The organism is Streptomyces sp. NBC_01498, assembly GCF_036327775.1.
Lineage (GTDB): Bacteria > Actinomycetota > Actinomycetes > Streptomycetales > Streptomycetaceae > Streptomyces.
The window spans coordinates 4,036,270-4,051,603 of sequence record NZ_CP109598.1 but is presented as its reverse complement, the minus strand read 5'-3'; the positions used below and the strand labels follow the sequence as shown (position 1 = coordinate 4,051,603).

14 protein-coding genes and 1 riboswitch are annotated in these 15,334 nt (G+C 71.6%); of the genes, 6 read left to right on the top strand and 8 right to left on the bottom strand.

From position 1 onward, the window contains the following. Nucleotides 1–2: 2 nt before the first annotated feature. From groL to thrC, 4 genes are all read right to left on the bottom strand, one after another. The gene (gene groL / locus OG875_RS17325) at nucleotides 3–1,628 is read right to left on the bottom strand and encodes a chaperonin GroEL (RefSeq protein WP_330175131.1); all 1,626 of its coding nucleotides are present in this window, start codon (nucleotides 1,626–1,628) and stop codon (nucleotides 3–5) included. Nucleotides 1,629–2,085: 457 nt separating this feature from the next. Further along, entirely contained in the window at nucleotides 2,086–2,289 is a 204-nt protein-coding gene (locus OG875_RS17320) for a cold-shock protein (RefSeq protein ID WP_005315736.1), read from the bottom strand. A gap of 359 nt (nucleotides 2,290–2,648) precedes the next feature. Next, the gene (locus OG875_RS17315) at nucleotides 2,649–2,924 is read right to left on the bottom strand and encodes a ubiquitin-like small modifier protein 1 (protein WP_330175130.1); all 276 of its coding nucleotides are present in this window, start codon (nucleotides 2,922–2,924) and stop codon (nucleotides 2,649–2,651) included. 85 nt (nucleotides 2,925–3,009) lie between these two features. After that, nucleotides 3,010–4,368 carry a threonine synthase gene (gene thrC, locus OG875_RS17310; protein ID WP_330175129.1) on the bottom strand — a complete coding sequence of 453 codons (1,359 nt, stop codon included), beginning with the start codon at nucleotides 4,366–4,368 and terminating at the stop codon, nucleotides 3,010–3,012. 15 nt (nucleotides 4,369–4,383) lie between these two features. Further along, nucleotides 4,384–4,512, bottom strand: a riboswitch (SAM riboswitch). Between the two features lie 117 nt (nucleotides 4,513–4,629). Here thrC and OG875_RS17305 point away from each other — a divergent pair. The 3 genes from OG875_RS17305 to OG875_RS17295 are packed head-to-tail and all read left to right on the top strand — an operon-like array spanning nucleotide 4,630 to nucleotide 7,320. Beyond that, nucleotides 4,630–5,646, top strand: a complete 1,017-nt coding sequence (locus OG875_RS17305) for a glucosyl-3-phosphoglycerate synthase (protein ID WP_330175128.1) — start codon at nucleotides 4,630–4,632, stop codon at nucleotides 5,644–5,646. Nucleotides 5,647–5,693: 47 nt separating this feature from the next. Next, nucleotides 5,694–5,837, top strand: a complete 144-nt coding sequence (locus tag OG875_RS17300; RefSeq protein ID WP_330175127.1) for a hypothetical protein — start codon at nucleotides 5,694–5,696, stop codon at nucleotides 5,835–5,837. A 58-nt stretch (nucleotides 5,838–5,895) separates the two neighbouring features. Then, nucleotides 5,896–7,320 carry an alpha,alpha-trehalose-phosphate synthase (UDP-forming) gene (locus tag OG875_RS17295; RefSeq protein ID WP_330175126.1) on the top strand — a complete coding sequence of 475 codons (1,425 nt, stop codon included), beginning with the start codon at nucleotides 5,896–5,898 and terminating at the stop codon, nucleotides 7,318–7,320. 95 nt (nucleotides 7,321–7,415) lie between these two features. Here OG875_RS17295 and otsB read toward each other — a convergent pair whose 3' ends face one another. The 3 genes from otsB to OG875_RS17280 form a co-directional block, all read right to left on the bottom strand. Next, nucleotides 7,416–8,258, bottom strand: coding sequence for a trehalose-phosphatase (gene otsB, locus OG875_RS17290; protein ID WP_330175125.1), 843 nt, complete (start codon nucleotides 8,256–8,258; stop codon nucleotides 7,416–7,418). Nucleotides 8,259–8,307: 49 nt separating this feature from the next. After that, complete coding sequence (locus tag OG875_RS17285; protein ID WP_330177776.1) at nucleotides 8,308–8,526, bottom strand: DUF3263 domain-containing protein; 219 nt, start codon at nucleotides 8,524–8,526, stop codon at nucleotides 8,308–8,310. A 615-nt stretch (nucleotides 8,527–9,141) separates the two neighbouring features. Further along, a complete protein-coding gene (locus tag OG875_RS17280; RefSeq protein ID WP_330175124.1) occupies nucleotides 9,142–10,362 on the bottom strand; it encodes an ABC transporter substrate-binding protein in 1,221 nt (406 codons plus the stop codon). A 301-nt stretch (nucleotides 10,363–10,663) separates the two neighbouring features. On the opposite strand from OG875_RS17280, the gene OG875_RS17275 reads away from it, so the two are divergent. The 3 genes from OG875_RS17275 (at nucleotide 10,664) to OG875_RS17265 (ending at nucleotide 13,959) form a co-directional block, all read left to right on the top strand. Then, complete coding sequence (locus OG875_RS17275) at nucleotides 10,664–11,596, top strand: ROK family protein (RefSeq protein ID WP_330175123.1); 933 nt, start codon at nucleotides 10,664–10,666, stop codon at nucleotides 11,594–11,596. Then, nucleotides 11,596–12,783: an N-acetylglucosamine-6-phosphate deacetylase gene (gene nagA / locus OG875_RS17270; RefSeq protein WP_330175122.1), complete on the top strand. Its 1,188-nt coding sequence runs from the start codon at nucleotides 11,596–11,598 to the stop codon at nucleotides 12,781–12,783. Before OG875_RS17275 ends, nagA begins: the two co-directional genes overlap by 1 nt. A gap of 255 nt (nucleotides 12,784–13,038) precedes the next feature. Further along, nucleotides 13,039–13,959 (top strand): 1-phosphofructokinase family hexose kinase, encoded by a 921-nt coding sequence (locus OG875_RS17265; protein WP_330175121.1) that lies wholly within the window; start codon nucleotides 13,039–13,041, stop codon nucleotides 13,957–13,959. A gap of 236 nt (nucleotides 13,960–14,195) precedes the next feature. Here OG875_RS17265 and OG875_RS17260 read toward each other — a convergent pair whose 3' ends face one another. Next, a complete protein-coding gene (locus OG875_RS17260) occupies nucleotides 14,196–15,194 on the bottom strand; it encodes a CBM35 domain-containing protein (protein WP_330175120.1) in 999 nt (332 codons plus the stop codon). Nucleotides 15,195–15,334: the final 140 nt, after the last annotated feature.

Genomic DNA, 15,334 nt, shown 5'->3' with positions numbered 1-15,334 from the left:
GATCAGAAGTCCATGTCACCGCCCGGCATGCCGCCCGGCGCGCCGCCCGCGGCGGCCTTCTCCGGCTTGTCGGCGATGACGGCCTCGGTGGTCAGGAACAGCGCCGCGATGGACGCCGCGTTCTGAAGCGCGGAGCGCGTGACCTTCGCCGGGTCGATGATGCCCTCGGCGATCATGTCCACGTACTCGCCGGTCGCGGCGTTCAGGCCGTGACCGATCGGCAGGTTGCGGACCTTCTCGACGATGACGCCACCCTCGAGACCACCGTTGACGGCGATCTGCTTGAGCGGAGCCTCCAGCGCGAGCTTGACGATGTTCGCACCCGTCGCCTCGTCGCCTTCGAGCTCAAGCTTCTCGAACACCGAGCCGGCCTGGAGCAGAGCCACGCCACCACCGGCGACGATGCCCTCCTCGACGGCGGCCTTGGCGTTGCGCACCGCGTCCTCGATGCGGTGCTTGCGCTCCTTGAGCTCGACCTCGGTGGCGGCACCGGCCTTGATGACGGCCACGCCGCCGGCCAGCTTCGCCAGGCGCTCCTGGAGCTTCTCGCGATCGTAGTCCGAGTCCGAGTTCTCGATCTCGGCACGGATCTGGTTCACGCGACCGGCGACCTGCTCGCTGTCACCGGCACCGTCGACGATGGTGGTCTCGTCCTTGGTGATGACGACCTTGCGGGCACGGCCCAGCAGGTCGAGACCGGCGTTCTCCAGCTTGAGGCCGACCTCCTCGGAGATGACCGTGCCGCCGGTGAGGATGGCGATGTCGTTCAGCATCGCCTTGCGGCGGTCACCGAAGCCCGGGGCCTTGACGGCGACGGACTTGAAGGTGCCCTTGATCTTGTTGACGACGAGGGTGGAGAGCGCCTCGCCCTCGACGTCCTCGGCGATGATCAGCAGCGGCTTGCCCGACTGGATGACCTTCTCCAGGAGCGGCAGAACGTCCTTGACGCTGCCGATCTTGGAGTTGACGATCAGGATGTACGGGTCGTCGAGCGACGCCTCCATACGCTCCATGTCGGTGGCGAAGTACGCCGAGATGTAGCCCTTGTCGAAGCGCATGCCCTCGGTGAGCTCAAGCTCGAGACCGAAGGTCTGCGACTCCTCGACGGTGATGACGCCTTCCTTGCCGACCTTGTCCATCGCCTCGGCGATGAGCTCGCCGATCTGGGTGTCGGCGGCGGAGATGGAGGCCGTCGAAGCGATCTGCTCCTTGGTCTCCACGTCCTTGGCCTGCTCCAGGAGCGCACCGGAGACGGCCTCGATGGCCTTCTCGATGCCGCGCTTGAGGGCCATCGGGTTGGCGCCGGCGGCCACGTTGCGCAGGCCCTCGCGGACCAGCGCCTGGGCCAGCACGGTCGCGGTGGTCGTACCGTCGCCGGCGACGTCGTCCGTCTTCTTGGCGACTTCCTTGACCAGCTCGGCGCCGATCTTCTCGTACGGGTCCTCGAGCTCGATCTCCTTGGCGATGGAGACACCATCGTTGGTGATCGTGGGGGCGCCCCACTTCTTCTCGAGGACGACGTTACGGCCCTTGGGGCCAAGGGTGACCTTGACGGCGTCGGCGAGCTGGTTCATCCCGCGCTCGAGACCGCGCCGTGCCTCCTCGTCGAACGCGATGATCTTGGCCATGTGAAGTGGTCCTCCCGGACAGGGGGTGGATTTCTCCGGACCGTGCCAACGCCCGCGACGGACGGCCCGAGAGCCCTGCGGTTCCTTCCCCACAGGGCTTCGGGCCTCGTCGACCCGGTCCATAAGTTGTCACTCTCACCTGCAGAGTGCTAACGCCAATGATTAGCACTCGACCCCCGAGAGTGCAAGCGACTCCCGAGGGACCGCTGGTCGGACTCCCGTGCGCCCCGGGCCCGACGGGGGCCGCGGCGCGCACGGGAGTGCCCTGCCGTCGGGACGGACCCGGACCCGGCAGCGCCGTCCGGGCCGGCGGCACGCACGCGAGGAGCCGTGGCGGGGTGGACACCCGCGCGGCGGAGGCAGCGGCCGGCGACGCACGCGCGAGGGGCCCGTATCCCTGGTGGGATACGGGCCCCTCGTCGGTGTGTGCGTGCGTCGGTGGCCGATCGCGCCGAGATCAGACGGCGAGCTTGACCATGTCCGCCTGCGGACCCTTCTGGCCCTGCGAGATCTCGAACTCCACTCGCTGACCTTCTTCAAGGGTGCGGTAGCCGTCCATCTGGATCGCGCTGTAGTGGACGAATACATCCGCACCACCGTCGACCGCGATGAAGCCGTAGCCCTTCTCCGCGTTGAACCACTTGACGGTGCCCTGAGCCATGCCCAACTCCCCTATTACTGGCCCCTGCGCGGGACCGCACTTCGCGCCGGAACGCGTCGACCGCGGCTGAATGTATCTGCCCAACTGCCCTCTGCAACAGGGCAATCGGACGAGAATTCTGGGCATGGCGGAATACGCGAAGGGGTGAATTGCCGGGCCATCAGGGGCAAGTCGGGCCGGGCATAACGCAAGAAACTGCGCAAATGACGTCCGTACTTCGACCGCATCTTGTCCCGAACTCATATGCTCGGGGCATGGGCGGCGGCGGGCCTACCCCAACTGTACCGCGTTCAACCTCATGGAATTGCCCCCTCCGCTTCTCTCGCGGAGGGGGCAACACCGTTCACCGTGCGTGCCGTTCAGCCGCCGGCGACCGCCGGGATGATCGAGATGCCGGCGCCGTCCGGCGTGGCGGTCTCCAGGCCCTGCTCGAACCGGACGTCGTCGTCGTTGACGTACACGTTGACGAAGCGCCGGAGCTTGCCTCCGTCGTCCAGGACGCGGGCGGCGATGCCCGGGTGGTTCGCCTCCAGGGACTCGATCACCTGGGACAGGGTCGCGCCCTCGGCCGGAACCTCGGCCTTGCCGCCGGTGTACGTACGGAGGATGGTCGGAATACGGACGTTCACACTCATCGGTTACTGCCTTCCGGGAAGTGACGGAGCTGGCGGAGCGGACTGCGGGCGGCGTCCGGGGACCGGACACCGGGCGTCGTGAGGCTCAACGCGCCAGACCCGCGTCACGGAACGCGTCGAGGCTCGGCGGAATCGTCGCGGTCGGCCCGGTCGTGGGCGCCACGGCGTCCAGCGTCTTCAGCCCGTCACCCGTGTTCAGCACGACCGTCGTGAGCGCCGGGTCGAGCAGCCCGCTCTCGATGAGCTTGCGCGTCACCCCCACGGTCACCCCGCCCGCCGTCTCGGCGAAGATCCCCTCGGTGCGCGCGAGCAGCTTGATCGCGTCCACGATCTGCTCGTCGTCCACGTCCTCGACGGCGCCGCCCGTGCGGCGGGTGATGTCCAGGACGTACGGGCCGTCGGCCGGGTTGCCGATCGCCAGCGACTTGGCGATCGTGTCCGGCTTCTGCGGCCGTACGACGTCGTGACCGGCCTTGAAGGCGACCGAGACCGGCGAGCAGCCCTCGGCCTGCGCGCCGAAGATCTTGTACGGCTTCTCCTCGACCAGGCCGAGCGCGATCAGCTCCTTCAGCCCCTTGTCGATCTTCGTCAGCTGGGAGCCGGACGCGACGGGGATGACGAGCTGGTCGGGCAGCTTCCAACCGAGCTGTTCGCAGATCTCGTACGCGAGGGTCTTGGAGCCCTCGCCGTAGTACGGGCGCAGGTTGACGTTGACGAAGCCCCAGCCCTCGCCCAGCGGGTCCCCGATCAGCTCGGAGCAGAAACGGTTCACGTCGTCGTAGTTGCCCTTGATGCCGACGAGTTCGCCGCCGTAGATCGCGGCCATCACGACCTTGCCCTGCTCCAGGTCGTGCGGGATGAACACGCAGGAGCGGAAACCGGCGCGGGCGGCGGCGGCGCCGACGGCGCCCGCGAGGTTGCCGGTGGAGGAGCAGGAGAGCGTGGTGAAGCCGAAGGCGCGGGCGGCCTCGACGGCGATGGCGACGACACGGTCCTTGAAGGAGTGCGTCGGGTTGCCGGAGTCGTCCTTCACGTACAGCCCGCCGGTCACGCCGAGTTCGCGGGCGAGGTTGTCGGCCCGGACGAGCTTGGTGAAGCCGGGGTTGATGTTGGGCTTGGACGCCACGTCGGCGGGGACGGGCAGCAGCGGGGCGTAGCGCCAGATGTTGTCGGGACCGGCGGCGATGCGCCTCTTCAGGTCCTCGGGGTCGCCCGTCGGCAGGTCGTAGGCCACTTCGAGCGGGCCGAAACAGCTCTCGCAGGCGAAGATCGGGCCGAGTGCGAAGCGTTCCCCGCATTCGCGGCAGGAGAGGGCGGCGGCGGGTCCGAGGTCGACGGTCGCGGCGGCGGGGGCGTCGGTGGCGGGGGTGTCAGTGCCGTCGGCGGCCCGGGAGGCGCTCGGGGAGGCGTTCTGAGAAGTGTGGTGAACAGTCTGCGCAGCCATGAAGGCGAGGCCCTTTCCTCATCTTCCTCGCGACGCATCTCGCCGCGAGACGGAATTGGCACCTTCCCCACCGTGACCTCGCGGTCGGCGGGAGGGTTGCCGGGGCTTCAACGGGCCGTTTCCCTCTGCCCCTCTGGATGAGCGGTATTCGATTGTCAGCGTGACGACCCCCGGCATGCGACGGTCATCCGCGTTGTTCAAAACTGTAACCGAACCCCTGGACGGTTGAGACTCTCGTCCGATCCGCGAGATGGAGATCACGTGCTGCAAGAGGTGGAGCGCTGGCTGGACCGGCGGTCCTGGTCGGCGGCGGACCGGCCGGTGGACCGGCTGGTCGCCGCCAAGAAGGGTGCGCAGGTCAGCGTGGTGCTCCCGGCACTGAACGAGGAGGCGACGGTCGGCCGGATCGTGTCCGTGATCCGGCACGAGCTGATGGCGGGACCCGTGCCGCTGGTGGACGAGCTGGTGGTGATCGACTCGGGGTCGACCGACCGTACGGGGGCGGTCGCGGCGGCGGCCGGGGCGCGGGTGGTGCACCGGGACGACATCCTGCCGGGGCTGCCGGCCGTGCCGGGCAAGGGCGAGGTGCTGTGGCGCTCGCTGCTGGTGACGAGCGGCGACATCGTGTGCTTCGTGGACGCGGATCTGCGGGACTTCTCGGCGGCGTTCGTGTCGGGGACCGTGGGGCCGCTGCTGACCGATCCGGACGTGCAGTTCGTGAAGGCCATGTACGACCGGCCGCTCGGCGACGGGCCGCTCGCCGACCGGCCGCCGGGCGAGGGGCCGCTGGGCGACGGGCCGGGGCGGACGCGCCGGGCGGGCGAGCTGCCGGGGCAGGGCGGCCGGGTGACCGAGCTGGTGGCGCGCCCGCTGCTGAATCTGCACTGGCCGCTGCTGGCGGGGTTCGTACAGCCGCTGGGCGGTGAGTACGCGGTACGGCGCTCGCTGCTGGAGCGGCTGCCGTTCCCGGTGGGGTACGGGGTGGAGCTGGGGCTGCTGGTGGACGCGTTGCACACGGTGGGGCTGGACGCGCTCGGCCAGGTCGACGTGGGGGTGCGCCGGCACCGGCACCAGGACGGGCAGGCGCTGGGGCGGATGGCGGCGGCGATCTACCGGACGGCGCAGCTGCGGCTGTCGCGGGGGCATCTGGTGCGGCCGGAGCTGACGCAGTTCGTGCGGGGCGAGGCGGGCTTCGAGCCCCGTACGTACGCGGTGGACACGGAGGAGCGTCCGCCGATGCGGGAGATCGCGGAGTACGAGGCACGGCGCGCCGCCTGACCGGCCCATTCGTATGATTTGCCTATATTTAAACTAGTCTGCCTGGCATGTCGATGACTGCCCTGGCCACCGCCGCGACCGCGCTGGGCCTGACCTCGGAACAGCTCTGGCTGCTGGGCGGTATGGCGCTCGCCCTGGTCGGGGCGGGGGTGGTGGCGCTGGCCGCGGCGCGCGGCCGGGACCGTGGCTGATCCTCGCCGACCTGAACCGTACGTTTGAGCGTTTCCACGACGGGCTAGGTTTCGCCACATGGTCTCCGCGCACGCCGCCCAGGTCCTCGTCGCGTCCAACCGCGGCCCCGTCTCGTACACGCTCGGCGAGGACGGCGCCCTCAGCGCCGGGCGGGGCGGCGGCGGTCTCGTCTCCGGCCTGTCGGCCATCGGCCCCGACACGGACGCCGTGTGGGTCTGCGCAGCGCTCGGCGACGGCGACCGCGAGGCCGTCCGGCGCACGGGCGGCCGGCTCGACACCGGGGACACGGGCGGGCAGCGCGTACGGATGCTGGGCATCCCGCCGGAGGTGTACGCGGACGCGTACAACGGCGTCGCGAACTCCACGCTCTGGTTCGTCCACCACCTGCTCTACCAGACCCCGCTGGAGCCGGCCTTCGGCCCGGAGTTCCGGGCGAAGTGGGCGGCGTACGAGACGTACAACCGCGCCTTCGCGGAGGCCCTGGCCGACGAGGCCGCCGACGGCGCCGCCGTACTGATCCAGGACTACCACCTGGCACTGGTGCCCGGCATGCTCCGGGCGCTCCGCCCCGACCTGCGGATCGGGCACTTCACGCACACCCCGTGGGCGCCGGTCGACTACTTCCGGCTGCTGCCGGACGACGTGGCGCGCCAGCTGCTGCGCGGGATCCTCGGCGCCGACCGCGCCGCGTTCCTGACCCACCGGTGGGCCGACGCGTTCACCGCCTGCTGCGACGAGCTGCTGGGCGGGACGGGCAAGACCCGGATCGGGGTGCACGGGCTGGGCGCCGACGCGGACTTCCTGCGGGAGCGCGCGCACCGGCCAGACGTGGACGAGCGGCTGGCCGAGCTGCGGGCGCAGATCGGGGAGCACGAGGGGACGCCGCGCCGCACGGTCGTACGGGTGGACCGTACGGAGCTGTCGAAGAACATCGTGCGCGGCATGCTCGCCTACCGGCAGCTGCTGGCCGACCGGCCGGAGTGGCGGGAGCGGGTGACGCATGTGGCGTTCGCCTACCCGTCCCGGCAGGACCTCGCAGTCTACCGCGACTACACGGCGCGGGTCCAGGAGGTCGCCGACGAGATCAACGCGACGTACGGCACGCCCGGTTGGACGCCCGTGGTGCTGCACGTCAAGGACGACTTCGCGCGCTCGCTGGCCTCCTACCGCCTCGCGGACGTGGCGCTGGTCAACCCGATCCGCGACGGCATGAACCTGGTCGCGAAGGAGATCCCGGTCGTCTCCGAGAACGGCTGCGCGCTGGTGCTGTCGCGGGAGGCGGGCGCGTACGAGGAGCTGGGCGAGGACGCGCTGGTGGTGAATCCGTACGACGTGAGCGCCACGGCGGCGGCGCTCCACGAGGGGCTGACGATGAACGCCGACGACCGGGCGGCCCGGACGAAGCGCCTGGCCGCCGCGGCGACGGCGCTGCCGCCGCAGCGCTGGTTCCTGGACCAGCTGGACGCGCTGCGGGAGGGCTGAACGCGCGGGCGTGCCCCGGGCGCCCGTGTGGCGGGCGGGCCGGGGTCTCCCGTGTTTCGAGGGGCCGGACCTGCGGGGGAGGGGAGTTCGGTGGCTCAGAGGCGGGCCGCAACGGCCGCGAGGAAGTCGGTCAGTGCCTCGGGGCCGGGAAGCACGAGGTCGGCCTTCGCGGCGAGTTCGGGCACCTCTCCCGTACCGCTGCACAGGAGCAGGCCCGGACGGCCCTTCGCGCGCAGGGAGTCGACCGCCGCGAAGGCCGGGAGGTCGCCGAGGTCGTCGCCGCCGTAGACGACCGTCTCGGCTCCCACCTCGCGTACGTACTCCGTCAGGGCCACGCCCTTGTCCATGCCGGGCGGGCGCAACTCCAGGACCAGACGGCCCGGTTCGAGCATCAGGCCGTGCCGGTGCGCCAGGTCGGCGAGGGGTTCGCGCAGGGCCTCGAAGGCGCCCTGGGGGTCGGCGGCGCGGCGGGTGTGGACGGCGACCGCGCGGCCCTTCTCCTCGATCCACGCGCCGCGCGACGCGTCGAACTGTTCGAGCAGGCGCGGGAGTTCGTCGCGGGCGGCGTCGACGCCGGGGTGCGGTTCCGGGGTGCGTACGGTGCCGGTGACGGCGTCCCAGCGTTCGGCGCCGTAGTGGCCGAGGACGACGAGGTGTTCCAGGCCGGGGACACCGGCGAAGCCGCCGTACCGTACGGCGACCTCGGCCGGGCGGCCGGTGATCACCGCGACGGACGCGACGTGCGGGGCGAGTGCGACGAGCGCCGGGACCGCGCCGGGGTGGGCGCGGGTCTGTTCGGGGTCGGGGACGATGTCGGCGAGCGTGCCGTCGAAGTCGAGCGCGACGACGGCCTTTCCGGGCCGGGCGAGAAGCGCGGCCAGGCCGTCGGCGCCGGCGGGGGTGACGGGGGTCGGCAGGGGGTTCGGGTGGCTGCCCATGCGCCGACCCTATCCGCGTACGGCTCCGGAACGCGGCCGGAACCTCCGCTCAGCGGCGGGCGCGGCGGTCGTCCCTGATCCGGCGCAGCCGGTTGACGGTCACCGGGTCGTGGGCCAGGGCCAGCGGGTCGTCCAGGAGGACGCCCAGCAGCTGGTAGTAGCGGGTCGGCGACATGCCGAGCCGCTCACGGATCTCCCGCTCCTTGGCGCCGGGGCCGGGCCACGAGCGCCGCTCCACGGCGAGGACGGCGCGATCCCGCCCGGTCAACTCGGCCGGGCCGGCTTCCTGTTCGGGGTCCGGTTCCTGCTCAGGGGCGGCTTCCCGTGCCGGGAGGGGTTCCTGTTCAGGGGCGGGGGCGGGTTCCGGTACGGACACGGGGTCCGGTGCGGCGGCGGGCGCGGGGTCGCGTACGGCGGCGGGCTCGGGGTCCGGTGCGGGCGCCGGGTCCGGTACAGCGGCCGGCTCGGGCCCGGATTCCCGTGCGGGCTCGGGCTCGCGTACGGCCGCGCGCTCCGGTGCGGGCTCCGGGTCCGGTACAGCCACCGGCTCAGGCCCGGATTCCCGTGCGGGCGCAGGCTCGGATTCCCGTGCGGGCTCGGGGTCGCGTACGGCCGCGCGCTCCGGTGCGGGCTCCGGGTCCGGTACAGCCACCGGCTCAGGCCCGGATTCCCGTGCGGGCGCAGGCTCGGATTCCCGTGCGGGCTCGGGCTCGCGTACGGCGGCCGGCTCCGGGTCCGGCCCGGTGACGGCCTGCGGGGCCGGGACCGGTACCGGCGCCGGTACCGGCTCCTGTGCGGCGGCGGGCTCGGGCCGAGCCGCGCCGGGGCCCGGCTCCGGCGAGGCCCCGGGCCCCGGCGTGGATACGGTCATAGACGCGTCACGCTACTCGGAGTTCTCCGCCTTCGTCGCGTCCCGGCCTATCCTCGCCAGGATCTCCGCGGGCGCCGCGCCCGGCCGTACCGTCTTGCCGATGTTCTTCTTGACGTCCTCGCTGACCCCCGCCCACGACGTCTTGCCGAACGGGTACAGCTCGGAGGTGGGCAACGCCTCCAGGAACGGGCGCAGTTCCTCGTACTGATCGTCCGTCACCATCGCCTCGGAGGCGCTGTAGGTGACGGGCAGCAGGTCGTACTGGCCGACGAAATCCATCACGTTCCTGTCCTCGAACGCGAAGTCGAGGAACGCGCCCGCCTGTTCACGCTGGCCGGGCTGCTTGAACGCCATGATCCAGTCGGCGACACCCATCGTCGCCTTGGACCTGCCGGTGGCACCGGGCATCGGCACCATCCCGATGTCGACGCCCGCCTTCTCGGCCTCCTGCATCAGCGTCGGATGCCCGTTGAGCATGCCGACCTTGCCGTCGGCGAACGCCTCGAAGGCGTCCGCGCGGTCGAGTTCACCGGGCGCGACGGGGCCGGTGAGGCCCTTGCCGACCAGTTCCTTCTGGAGCCACTTGACGGTCGCGACGTTCGCGTCCGAGTCGAACGCGTACGAGCCGTCGACCGGGTCCGTATAGCCGCCGCCACCGCTGAGCAGCCACATCATCGTCTCGGCCTGTGCCTCCTCGGCGCCGAGCGGCAGGGCGAACGGGGTCGGTACGTCCTGCGCCTTGAGCGCCTCGGCGCCGGCCCTGATGTCGTCCCAGTCCTTCGGCGCGGAGAGACCGGCCGCCGCGAAGAGGCCCTTGTTGTAGAAGAGCAGCCGGGTGCTGGCGACGAACGGCATGCCGTACTGGGTCTGTTCGACCTTTCCGGCGTCGGCGAACCGGGAGATGAAGTTGGCCTGTGTCGGGATGGAGAGCAATTCGTCGACGCCGTACAGCTCGTCCTTCTTCACATAGTCGGCATAGGCGCCGATCTGTGCGATGTCGGGGGCCTCGCCGTCCCGGACCATCTTCGCGACGTCCGCGTCGACGGTCTTCCAAGAACGGACGTCGATGTCGACCTGAATGCCCGGGTTCTTGGACTCGAACTCCTTGGCCAGGCCGTTCCAGTACGTCTCCGAACTGTTGGCGGCGCTGTTGCCGTAGTCCGCCGCGACGACCCTGAGGGTGACCTCCTTCGCCGCCCCGGAGCTGCCGCATCCGCTCAGCACGACTGTCATGCCCAAAGCGGCCAACGCCGCCGTATGCCCCAGGAAGCGCTGCTGCACAGCCTTTTCCCACCCTTGCTTTTCGTTCGGCCGTCGGACACGGCGTGTTCTCTGCTCCCGGTCGCTCCCCCGCGACGTCCTGCCTTGACGAGGGGCGATTTTCCACGACGGGTCCACGGGGGTCCACACCGTTGTCATCTCGCTTCGGCAACGTCCCGTACCCCGGAGGTTTGAAAGAAGGCTTTGTATGGGTGGGCAACAATCCCGCACAGTGGACTAGACCTTTCTTGGGTTTTCGCGCGAGAATGCCTTTGTGAGACACGTCATCGCCCTGGATGTGGGCGGCACCGGTATGAAGGCCGCCCTCGTCGGGACGGACGGCGCGCTGCTGTACGAGGCGCGCCGGGCGACCGGCAGGGAGCGCGGTCCCGACGCGGTCGTGGAGACCATCCTCGGCTTCGCGGCGGATCTGCGCGCCCATGGCGTCGAGCACTTCGGCGTGGGCGCGGTCGCCGCCGGGGTCGCGGTGCCGGGCATCGTCGACACCGGGCGCGGGATCGCCCGGTACGCGGCGAACCTGGGCTGGCACGACGTACCGCTGCGGGATCTGCTCGGCGACCGGCTGGGCGGCGTACCCGTCGCGCTCGGGCACGACGTACGCACCGGCGGGCTCGCCGAGGGGCGGATCGGGGCGGGCCGGGGCGCGGACCGGTTCTTCTTCGTGCCGCTGGGCACCGGCATCTCGGGCGCCATCGGCATCGACGGCGCCATCGAGGCGGGCGCGCACGGCTACGCGGGTGAGATCGGGCATGTCGTGGTCCGCCCCGACGGGCCCGTGTGCGGCTGCGGGCAGACCGGCTGCATGGAGACGATCGCCTCGGCGGCGGCCGTGACGCGCGCGTGGGCGACGGCCTCCGGTGACCCGGAGGCGGACGCGGCGGACTGCGCGAAGGCCGTCGACTCGGGCGACCCGCGGGCGCTGGCCGTCTGGGCGGACGCCGTGGACGCGCTCGCCGCCGGACTGGTCACCGCGCTCACCCTGCTCGATCCCCGACGGCTGATCATCGGTGGCGGACTCGCCGAGGCCGGGGAAACGTTGTTCGCACCCCTGAGGGCCGCGGTCGAGGAGCGGGTCACGTTCCAGAAGCTGCCCGAGATCGTCCCGGCGGCCCTCGGGGACACCGCCGGATGCCTGGGCGCGGGGCTGCTCGCCTGGGATCTTCTCTCGACGGAGGTATCCGCCTGATGGCCGCACGCGCCGAAAGCACGGTTCTCGCCGACAGCACGGTCCTGACCGGTGCCCGGGTGGTGCTGCCGACCGGGGTCGTGGAGAACGGACGGGTGAGGGTCGAGGACGGCCGTATCGCCGAGGCGGGCCCGGCGCCCTCCGTGGAAGGCTGCCCCGGGGAGCTGGATCTGACCGGCCACTGGGTGGTGCCCGGCTTCGTGGACATGCACAACCACGGCGGCGGCGGCGCCTCCTTCACCTCGGGCAGCGCGGACGAGGTCCTCAAGGGCGTCCGTACGCACCAGGAGCACGGCACCACCACGCTCGTCGCCTCGACCGTCACCGGCGAGATGGACTTCCTCGCCCGGCGCGCGGGATTCCTCTCCGAGCTGGTCGAACAGGGCGATCTGGCCGGCATCCACTTCGAGGGCCCGTTCATCTCGCCGTGCCGCAAGGGCGCGCACAGCGAGTCGCTGCTGCGCCACCCCGACCCGGCCGAGGTCCGCAAGCTCCTCGACGCGGCCCGTGGCACGGCCCGGATGGTGACCCTCGCCACCGAACTGCCGGGCGGCATCGACTCCGTACGGCTGCTGGCCGAGCACGGCGTGATCGCCGCGATCGGGCACACGGACGCGACGTACGAGCAGACCACCGTGGCCATCGAGGCGGGCGCGACGGTCGCGACGCACCTGTTCAACGCGATGCCGCCGCTCGGGCACCGGGCGCCGGGGCCGATCGCCGCGCTGCTGGAGGACGAGCGGGTCACCGTCGAGCTGATCAACGACGGTACGCATCTGCACCCGGCGGCCCTGGAACTGGCCTTCCACCGCGCGGGCGCCGACCGGGTCGCCCTCATTACGGACGCGATGGACGCGGCCGGTTTCGGCGACGGGATCTACCAGCTCGGGCCGCTGGAGGTCGAGGTCAAGGAGGGCGTGGCGCGGCTCGCCGAGGGCGGGTCGATCGCGGGCTCCACGCTCACCCTGGACACCGCCTTCCGCCGCGCGGCCACGGTCGACCGGCTGCCGGTCACCGACATCGTCCGGGCGATCTCCGCGAACCCGGCAAGGCTCCTGGGCCTGGACGACCGGGTGGGTTCCCTGGAGCCGGGCAAGGACGCGGACCTGGTGATCCTGGACGCGGACTTCGCGGTGGTGGGGGTTCTGCGCCGGGGCGAGTGGGTGGTCAGGCCCCAGCTGGGGTGAGGGTCGCGGGCGGGAGTGTCTCCCGTGGCGGAGTGCGACTGGCCGTCCTCGGCCGCGTGCCGGATGTCGCGGGCCGGGCGAGACTGTACGGACACGGCCCTGGGCCGGGCGCTCCGCATCGGCGCGTATCAGCGTGACCGGTGCGACGGGCGAAGAGTCGGGCGTTCGGCGGGAGTGGCGCGTCCGGTGTGACCAGGGCCGGTCCGGAGCGGCCGGGGCGCGCTCCCGGCACATCCGCGAGGGAGGCCGTGGCGCATGATCCTGACCGTCACACTCAACACCGCGCTCGACATCACCTACCGGACCGCCGCCCTGACCCCGCACACCACCAACCGTGTCACCGAGGTCTCCGAGCGCCCCGGCGGCAAGGGCGTCAACGTGGCCCGGGTACTGGCGGCGCTCGGGCACGAGACGGTGGTGACCGGTTTCGCGGGCGGCCGTACCGGGGACGCGCTGCGCGAACTGCTCGCCGCCGAGGGCCCGTCCGACGCGCTCGTACCCGTCGCGGGCACCACGCGCCGCACGATCGCCGTCGTGGACGAGTCGACCGGGAACACCACCCAGCTCAACGAGCCCGGCCCGGTCGTCACCCCCGCCGAGTGGGCCGGGTTCCTCACCTCCTACAGAGGGCTCGTCGCCGAGGCGGACGCCGTCGCCCTGTGCGGCAGCCTGCCGCCCGGCGTCCATGTCGGCGCGTACGCCGAACTCGTCCGGGTGGCGCGCGCGGCGGGCCCGCCGGTCCTGCTCGACACCAGCGGCGAACCGCTGCGCCGGGGCATCGCGGCCCGCCCCGACCTCGTGAAGCCCAATGCCGACGAACTGGCCCGGCTCACCGGCTCGCGCGAACCGCTGCGGGCGACCCGTGACGCGCGCAGACGCGGCGGCCGGAGCGTGGTCGCCTCGCTGGGCCCGGCCGGGATGCTGGCCGCGACCCCGGACGGCACGTGGCGGGCGGCCCCGCCGAAGGCCGTACGGGGCAATCCGACGGGCGCGGGGGACTCGGCGGTGGCCGGGCTGCTGTCGGGGTACGTGGAGCGGCTGCCGTGGCCCGAGAGGCTCGCGAGGGCGGTGGCTCTGTCGGCGGCGACGGTGCTGGCACCGGTGGCGGGCGAGTTCGACCGACGGGCGTACGCGGACCTGCTGCCGGGAGTCGTCGTGACGGAGCAGGTGACGTGACGAGGCGGGTGCTGTGACGGGGCGGGGCGGGGCAGGTGCTGTGACGGGCGGGCTCCGGTCTCGCCGTGCCGGGCGCCGGGCCGAGGACGCTCGGCGGCCGAGGCAGCATGTTCTCACCCGTGACATGCCTCGTCCCCGGACATGCCTCGTCCCGGCTCGCGAGGCGATGACCGGGACGGGGGTGACGGCGTACATGACGTCGATCAGTTCAGAAGTTGATCAGCCGATCGAACTCCTCAGCGGGGCGGCGAGACTTCCAGCCAGTCGAGGATGGCGTCGCACTGGTTGCCCTGCTCACAGGAGATCTTGATCTCGTTGGTGCCCTTCTGGAGGTTGACCGGCGCCCAGGTGGTCTGCCAGTTCTTCTCCCAGTTCGGGTCCGTCGAGTTGATGAAGTTCTTGAGGCCGAGCGGCGAGGTGTTGGCCTTGCCGTTGACCGTCAGCGTCGCGTTGGCGTCCTTGGCCGGGATGGCGTAGCGCACGTTGAGCGCGTACTCCCCGGCCTCCGCGATGTCGGCGGTCCAGGTCACCGAGGCGCCGACGGCGTTGAAGCCGGTCACATACGCGCCGCCCGAGCCCTTCGCGCCCTTGATGTCCTTCGCCAGCACCGCCGGGGAACCCAGCTTCAGCGTCGCCGCGTCCTGCTTCGGAAGCTCGATCGGCTTCTGCTCGGGCTCCGGCTTCGAGCCGGCGTCCTCGCTCGGTCCGGTCGTCTCGGGGGCCGTGGGGCCGCCCGAGGGGGTGCCTCCCGCGTTGTCGCCGTCGTCGTTGTTCGACATCAGCGCGACCGTGATTCCGATCACGACGACCGCCACCACGGCGACGGCGCCGATCAGCAGGCCCTTCGTGTTGGGTCCGCCGCCGCTGCCGCGACCGCCCCCGCCGCGCTGGGCCGGGACCGCGCGCGTGCCGGCGCCACCGGTCGAGGGGGACGCGTACTGGGTGTCGGGGGACTGGCCGTAGGGCGCCTGCTGCCCGTACTGCTGCTGCCCTCCGTACTGAGGCTGCTGCCCGTACTGCTGCGGCGGGACCTGCGCGCCGTACTGGCGCTCACCGACGGTCCTGACCTGGTTGTACGAAGTTCTCGGCACACCTGGCTGGGACGCGGGACCGGGGTAGCCGTAGCCGCCGCGCCGGGCCTGCGCCCCGTTCGCGGCTGTCTGTCCGTCCTCGTACAGATAGCCGAACGGATCGTCGTCCTCGGGCGTACTCGTGCCGTTGTTCCCGGCCGTCATCCCTGGGTCACTCCTCGCCATCTCGCCAGCGTCGCCGACCGGCCGAGCCTACCTCGATTGGACAAGCATACGGACGGCCCTCGGCCGTCGTGGGCGGTTGGACAGTCCCGTGACGAACGTCGCTCGACATCGGCGAACAG